The 7,005-nt window shown below is 74.4% G+C and carries 8 protein-coding genes; 2 read left to right on the forward strand and 6 right to left on the reverse strand.

Annotated elements, in window-relative coordinates; genetic code table 11:
* Positions 1 to 494 (forward strand): hypothetical protein (locus AB0K34_RS45545; RefSeq protein WP_364554752.1); only part of this gene is annotated, 494 nt, incomplete at its 5' end.
* A gap of 42 nt (positions 495 to 536) precedes the next feature.
* On the opposite strand, the gene AB0K34_RS45550 is transcribed toward AB0K34_RS45545, so the two are convergent.
* The 3 genes from AB0K34_RS45550 to AB0K34_RS45560 all read right to left on the reverse strand — a co-directional run bounded on the left by AB0K34_RS45550 (position 537) and on the right by AB0K34_RS45560 (position 3,367).
* Complete coding sequence (locus AB0K34_RS45550; RefSeq protein ID WP_364554754.1) at positions 537 to 1,094, reverse strand: ATP-binding protein; 558 nt, start codon at positions 1,092 to 1,094, stop codon at positions 537 to 539.
* Positions 1,095 to 1,483: 389 nt separating this feature from the next.
* On the reverse strand, positions 1,484 to 1,684 hold the full coding sequence (locus AB0K34_RS45555) for a DUF3040 domain-containing protein (RefSeq protein ID WP_301177150.1): 201 nt from the start codon (positions 1,682 to 1,684) through the stop codon (positions 1,484 to 1,486).
* A 57-nt stretch (positions 1,685 to 1,741) separates the two neighbouring features.
* Complete coding sequence (locus tag AB0K34_RS45560; protein WP_301177149.1) at positions 1,742 to 3,367, reverse strand: family 10 glycosylhydrolase; 1,626 nt, start codon at positions 3,365 to 3,367, stop codon at positions 1,742 to 1,744.
* A 151-nt stretch (positions 3,368 to 3,518) separates the two neighbouring features.
* Here AB0K34_RS45560 and AB0K34_RS45565 point away from each other — a divergent pair, with 151 nt between their 5' ends.
* On the forward strand, positions 3,519 to 4,679 hold the full coding sequence (locus AB0K34_RS45565) for an LAGLIDADG family homing endonuclease (RefSeq protein ID WP_364554757.1): 1,161 nt from the start codon (positions 3,519 to 3,521) through the stop codon (positions 4,677 to 4,679).
* A 21-nt stretch (positions 4,680 to 4,700) separates the two neighbouring features.
* On the opposite strand, the gene AB0K34_RS45570 is transcribed toward AB0K34_RS45565, so the two are convergent.
* From AB0K34_RS45570 to AB0K34_RS45580, 3 genes are all read right to left on the reverse strand, one after another.
* Positions 4,701 to 5,687 carry a trypsin-like peptidase domain-containing protein gene (locus AB0K34_RS45570; protein WP_301177147.1) on the reverse strand — a complete coding sequence of 329 codons (987 nt, stop codon included), beginning with the start codon at positions 5,685 to 5,687 and terminating at the stop codon, positions 4,701 to 4,703.
* Between the two features lie 81 nt (positions 5,688 to 5,768).
* On the reverse strand, positions 5,769 to 6,287 hold the full coding sequence (locus AB0K34_RS45575) for a GNAT family protein (RefSeq protein ID WP_364554759.1): 519 nt from the start codon (positions 6,285 to 6,287) through the stop codon (positions 5,769 to 5,771).
* A gap of 46 nt (positions 6,288 to 6,333) precedes the next feature.
* The coding region (locus tag AB0K34_RS45580; protein WP_364554760.1) for an SDR family oxidoreductase at positions 6,334 to 7,005 on the reverse strand (672 nt) is incomplete at its 5' end.

A 7,005-nucleotide genomic window follows, 5' to 3' on the forward strand; every position in this document is an offset into this window, starting at 1 on the left:
GCCCGGCGCGCGGGGCGGGCGCGGCGGCGCTGCGCGCGGCGCTGGGGCATCTGGCGGAGTGGAGCCGGTGGCAGGCGGCGGCGATCCGGTCGGCGGCGACGGGCGAGGAGCCGGTCCTGGCGGGCCGCCGCCCCGGCTTCCCGCCGGTGTTCGGCCGCGACCTGCCCTACGAGGCGCGGGAGCGGATGATCCAGGACGCGATGGCTCCGCGGTCGCTGGGCGAGCTGGTGCGCGATCTGGAGGAGGTGCTGGCGTCGGTGGGGCACTGGGCGGCGGGCTGCGACGACGCGCTGTGGGTGGGCGAGCTGCCCGATCTGCGGCCGTTCGGGCCGCCGGGGCCGCCGGGGCCGCTGGCGGATCTGCTGGCGGGGTGGCGCGGGCCGCTGGCGCACATCGAGTGGCATCTGGACCGCCTCACCGACGAGCCGCCGCCCCCGCCGGCGGGCGGTGAGGAGGAGGCGTGGGTCGTCGACCGCTGCCCCTTGCAGGCGTGACCCCGGCCGTCCCGTCCGGCGGGCCCGGTGCGGTGCGGCGGGTCAGGGCGCGGCGGTGCCCTCCGGGGCGGCCGGCGGGGCGGGGGCGGTGCGGCGGGTGAACCAGACGGTCTTGCCGGGCGGGCGGGGCCGGGCGCCGTGGTCGGTGGCGAGGGCGGCGACCAGGAGCAGGCCGCGGCCGGCCTCGGCCCAGTCCAGGACGGGGGGCGGCGCGCCGGGGGCGGCGGGCGCGGCGGGGTCGGCGTCGCTGACCTCGGCGGTGAGCAGTGCGCCGGCCGCGCCGCCGTCCGGGCCGCCGGCCGAGTCGCCGTGCGGGGGGCTGTCCAGGCGGAGGGCGAGGCGGACGGGGCCGGTGCCGTGGACGACGGCGTTGGTGACGAGTTCGTCGACCATGAGGACGATGTCGGCGGTGTCGTCGGGGTCGGTGACGTGCCAGCCGCGCAGGGTGCGCGCGGTGAGGTCGCGGGCGCGGGCGGCGGCGCGGGGCTGGGCGGGCAGGTCCCAGGCGGCCGCCGCGCGAACCGCGCCGGTGCCGGGGGTGTCCTGGTCGGTGCCGGGCGGTGCGGCGGCTGCGGGCCGTGCGGTCCCCGTGGTGGTCATGGCGGTGTCCCCCGTTTGGTGCGGCTTGCGTGATGTTGCGCGGTGTGCGCGGTGTTGCGCGGTCATAGTCAGGGACGCGTCCGCGCGCGGGGCGGTGCACGGGCGCAGACAACCCTCACTCCGGGGTGAGGTGGACGCCGCGCGGGGGGTGGCGGTGGCGGAGGCACGGGCCGGGAGCCGTTACAGTGGAGGGGTCGGTGTGGCATGTGTCCCCCGGGCTCTACCTGATGCCTTCGGGGAATACCGCCGGTCCCATGCGGTCCGGGCTGGAGCTTCGTTGTGCCTTTCGCCGTGAGGCGACCTCCACACCGGCTTGAACGCCGAGGCCCCGGCGAGATCGGATCTCGCCGGGGCCTCGGCGTTCGTGTGTGCGCGGGGTGGGGCGGGTGTTACAGGACGGCGGCGGCGATGCCGGCGCCGACGGCGGCGAGGACGATGATGACGGCGGTGGCGGCGAGGACGATGGTGCGGGTCCGCCGGCCTCGGGGGGTGCCGTGGCGGGCGAGGCGCTGGGCCAGCCGCGGGTCGTCCTCGCTCAGGCGGACCTCGATCTGGGTGAGGATCCGCTGCTCCTCCATCGACAGCGCCATGCTTCAAACCTCCGGGGGGTGGTCAGGTGACTGGTTCCTCCCCAGAGATCATGATCATTATCCCTTCGCGGCGGTGGCCGTTGCGCCGCGTCCGGGGGCGCTTTCGCGGTGGAGGCGGTCCAGCGCGGTGACGTAGTAGGTGTAGGCGCGGCCGGGTTCGGCGCCCGGGTCGACGATGCCGCCGCCGCGGACGGCGGCGATGAGGGTGCGGGGGTCGACGGGGGCGCAGCCGGGGCGGGTGCCCTCGACCCGGTAGACGGCGTAGGAGGCGGCGCCGTCGGCGGGCTGCCAGGTGACGCGGACGCCCTTGCCGTCGGGGGCGGCGGCGGTGCCGCGGACGGGCGGCGGCGCGGCCGCGGTGTCCTTGCCGCCGTCCGCGCCGGTCTTGCCGCCGCTGTCGCCGGTGCCGGTGCGGGCGGGGGGCGGGATGGCGGGGCGGGCGTAGTGGTCGTCGCGCAGCCGGGCGGCGAACCCGCGGCGGTTGGCGGCGATGTCGGAGGCGCTGAAGAAAACGTCGCCGCGGACCTGCGGGTACTTGGCGTTCAGGGTGAGGTGGCGCGACAGTTCGGCGGGGTTCTTCCAGGCGCTGTCGGCGCCGACGCGGTAGGCGGCCTGCCCGATGGTCAGCTGCACGCCGGTGCCCTCGACCTGCTTAGCCCACCAGGCGACGAGGTCGGCGTAGTCGGCGCGGGGGTCGCCGATCGGCCAGTACAGCTGCGGGGTGATGTAGTCGATCCACCCCTTCTTGATCCATTTGCGGGTGTCGGCGTAGATGTCGTCGTAGCTCTGCAGGGCGCGGGTGGGGGATCCGGCGGGGTCGCTGCTCTTGTTGCGCCAGACGCCGAAGGGGCTGATGCCGAACCGCACCCAGGGCTTGGCGTCGTGGATCTGGCGGGAGAGGGACTCCACGAGCGTGTCGACGTTCCGGCGGCGCCAGTCGGCGCGCTTCTCGCCCTTGCCGTACGCCTTGTAGGAGGCGTCGTCGGGGAAGTCGCGGCCGGCCTCGGGGTAGGGGTAGAAGTAGTCGTCGAAGTGGACGGCGTCGACGTCGTACTTGCGGACGACGTCCATGACGGCCTTGGCGGCCAGGTCGCGGACCTGCGGCAGGCCCGGGTCGTACCACAGCCCGGTCCCGTACTTGCGGACCCAGTCGGGGTGCTGCCGGGCGGGGCTGTCGGGGTGCAGCTTGCCGACGTCGTCCTGCCGCGACACCCGGTAGGGGTTGAACCAGGCGTGGAACTCCAGGTTGCGGGCGTGGGCCTCCTTGAGCATGAACGCCAGGACGTCGTAGCCGGGGTCCTTGCCCTGCGTGCCGGTGATCCACTGCGACCAGGGCTCGTAGGGGGAGTCGTAGAAGGCGTCGGAGTTCGGGCGGATCTGCACGAACACCGCGTTCATGTTCATCGCGGCGGCGGTGTCGAGGAGCTCGGTGTACTGCTTCTTCTGCGCGGCGGCGGAGCCGCCGGCGTCCTTGGGCCAGTCGATGCCGCCGACGGTGGCGATCCACATGCCGCGCAGCTGCCGGTGCGCGGAGTCGCCGGGCGCGGCGACGCGGGGGCACTCGGCCGCGGCGCCGGGCGGGGGCACTGAGCCGCGCCCGCCGGTCTCGCGGTCGCCGAAGGCGGGGATGCCGCAGGCGGCGAGCGCGCCCGCCGACACTCCCGCCGCGATCGCCGCCGCCACTGCCCGGATCCTGGTTCGCCATGCCATAGCGGCCCATTGTTACGCACCCGTTGCGATGCTCGGGCCGGAACCGCGATGTCCGTGTCCTACCCCACCGTCCCGTTTCCCCGTCCGCGCGTTGCGATCTTCGAACACATGTTCCATGCTCTCTGTGACCGATCGACTCGCCGGCGTGTTCGAGGAGGCGTGGATGTGGGAGCACGATCCGGGGCAGAGCGAATGCGGCCGAGCGCCGGCCGCAGCGGATCGGGGGCACGGTGCGGACACGCCGATCCTCATGGCGGACGGCCGGACGAAGCCCCTGCGCGCCGTACGCCCTTCCGACCGGGTCTACGGCTCCCGGCTCGAAGGACGCTATCGCCGGTACGTCATCACGGGCGTCCTCGAGCGGAGGGAGCGGCCCGGCGTCGCTCTGCGGGTGACACTGCAGGATGGGACCCGACTCACGGTCGGCCGGGACCAGCGCCTGCTCAGCGACCGCGGCTGGAAGCACCCCACAGGGGCCGAGCAGGGCAGCCGGAGACGACCGCATCTGACGCTCAACAACAGCCTGCTGGGGGTGGGCGCCTTCTCGCCGCCTCCCCGGCGGTGCGCCGGGTACCGCATGGGCTACCTTTGCGGAATGATTCGCGGCGATGGCCAGATCGGCCATTATCCGCAGGGCAGGCCGGAAAAACCGTATGCCGTCATGCACCGTTTTCGCCTGGCATTAGCCGATGTCGAGGCCCTGGAGAGGGCACGCCGCTATCTCGCCGGATTCGGCGTCACCACACATAAGTTCGTATTCGCCGAAGCCGCCGGTCCCCGTAGGCGGATGATGGCCATCCGCGCGCAGAGCGCCGCCGCCGTCGCACGAGTCGAGGAACTGATCCGCTGGCCGGCGAGGACGCCCGGACAGGGGTGGAGGAAGGGATTCCTGGCCGGAATATTCGACGCCGAAGGATCGTGCAGCGGAGGAATAACCAGGATCTCCAACTCGGACGCGGAGATCCTGGCCATGGTCAACGACTGCCTCCGGCATTTCGGCTTCCGCGCCGTGAACGAAGATCCGCGCACTCACGCCAACCTGCCGGTGACCGTGGTCCGGCTTCAGGGCGGCCTGCGGGAGCGGCTGAGATTCTTTCACCTCATCGATCCGGCGATCTCCCGGAAGACGTCCATCGAGGGAACGGCGCTCAAGAGCGACGCCCCACTCGGCATCGCATCCATCACGCCCTTGCCGGGCGCGGTCCCGCTGTACGAGGTCGTGACCGGCACAGGGGAACTGGTCGTCGACGGCGTCATCTCCGAAAGCCGTCCGCCGACAGGATGAGCGACCCGGCGGGGCGGGCGGTCAGGTGGGGTCGGGGGTGAGTTCGACGGGTTCGGCGATGACGTCGACCATCGCGCCGTTGCGCAGGACGGTGATGGGCAGCGGCCGGCCGATCGCGTCGGCGAACATCAGCTTCTGCAGCGACTGGGCCTGCGAGACCGGCGCGCCGCCGGCGGTCAGGACCAGGTCGCCGCGGCGCAGCCCGGCCCGGTCGGCGGGGCTGCCCGGCACGACCTCGGCGACGCGCAGCGCGTCGTCCTGCCCGGTGCGCTCCCGCAGCCGCGCCGGCACCGGCACCGGCGCGGCGGCCAGGCCGAGGAACGCCCGCCGCACCCGCCCGTCGCGCATCAGCGCCGCGATGATCCGCCGGGTCGTGGCGTTGATCGGGACGGCCATCCCGAGCCCGATCCCGGCGACCGCGGTGCTGACGCCCACGACCCGCCCGGACGAGTCGGCCAGCGCGCCGCCGGAGTTGCCGGGGTTGAGCGCGGCGTCGGTCTGGATGACGTCCTCGATGACGCCGCGGACCGCGGTGCCCGTGCGGGTCGGCTGCGAGGCCGGCAGCGACCGGCCCAGCGCCGACACCACCCCGGCGGTGACCGACCCGGCCAGCCCGAGGGGGTTGCCGACCGCGACGACGAGCTGCCCGACCACCAAGGCGTCGGCGTCGCCGAGGACGGCCGGGTCGGGCACGGGCCCGTCGGCGCGGACCACGGCCAGGTCCGACAGCGGGTCGGTGCCGACCACGGTGAACTCGGCGGTGTCGCCGCCGGCGAACGCGGCCTGCCCGCCCGGCGCGCGGCCGACCACGTGCGCGTTGGTCAGCAGGAACCCGTCGCCGGTGAACGCCACCGCCGACCCGGCGCCCTCTCCGCGCCGGTGCCGGACCCGCAGCGCCGCCACGCGCGGGGTCAGCTCGCGCGCCACGGCGGACACGACGCGGGAGTAGGCGTCCAGCGGCCCGGTCGCCGGCTCGGAGGCCGGGCCGGTCGGAGGTTCGGTGTCCATGGCACCTCCCGGATGATTACATCGTTACACGGTAACCATCCGGTGGGAAGGGCTGTTCCCCCGCCGACGCCCGCCCTGCGTTCACGGCAGCGGGTCGGTCCGCAGAACGCTGTACAGCACCTCGTCGCGGTACCGGCCGCCGACGAACGAGTAGCCGCGCATCACGCCCTCCCGCGTGAACCCCGCCTTCTCCAGGGCGCGCTGCTCGGCGACGTTGTCGACATCGGTCTCGGCCTGGATCCGGTGGACGGGGCTGTGCGCGAACAGGTACTCCACCAGCAGCCGCTGCGCGCGCGTCCCGGCACCGCTGCCGCGCGCGTCCGGCATCAGCGAGATCCCGATGCTCCAGCACCACATCCGCGCGGTCGTCATCACCCGCCGGTACGACACCAGCCCGAGCGGGTCCGCGCCGCGCACCACCAGCAGGTTCCCGGTCTCCTCGCCCAGCATGCCGTCGGCCTCCCAGCGGCGCCGGAACCGCCGCGGATCCGACCACCCCTCCCACAGGAACGGCCCCGCCAGCTCCGGGTCGGTCCGCAGCCGCTCGACGAACGGCAGGTCGTCCTCGGCCACCGGCCGCAACCCCACAAGATCGTCCACGGCGGCCACGCTAGGACGGCCGCGCGCCCGCCGCCACCCGGTTCCCCTACCGCAGCGTGGACAGGCCCCCGTCGACGTGGACGACCTGCCCGGTGACATAGGACGCCCGGTCCGACAGCAGGAACACCGCCACCTCCGCGACCTCCCACGCCGTCCCCTGCCGGTGCATCGGGATCAGCCGCGCGACCCGGTCCCGGTCCTCGTTCCCGGCCGAGGCGTCCCGGCCCATCACGGTGTCGATCAGGCCCGGCGCCACCACGTTCGCGCGGACCCCGCGCGGCGCGCCCTCGGCGGCGATGTGCCGCACCAGCCCCGTCAGCCCCGCCTTGGACGCGTCATAGGACGGCGACCGCGACCCCGGCTTGGTCCCCGCCAGCGACCCGATGAACACCAGCGACCCGCCCGCCTCCAGCGCCGGCATCGCGGCCTTGCCCACCAGGAACGGCGCCCGCAGGTTCACGTGCAGCACCCGCTCCCAGTCGGCCAGCGCCGTGCCCGCCAGCCCGTACCCGACGCCGATCCCGGCGTTGAACACGACCCCGTCCAGCCCGCCGAGGCCCTCGGCCGCCTGCGCGACCACACGGTCGCACGACACGGGATCGGTGACGTCGGCCACCACCGTGCACGCCGTCCCGCCCGCGGCGGCGATCATCGCCGCGGTCTCCCCCGCCGCGCCCTCGTCGACGTCCGCGCACGCCACCGCCGCGCCCTCGCGGGC

The sequence above is a fragment of the Actinomadura sp. NPDC049382 genome (genome assembly GCF_040677125.1).
Classification (GTDB): Bacteria; Actinomycetota; Actinomycetes; order Streptosporangiales; family Streptosporangiaceae; genus Spirillospora; species Spirillospora geliboluensis.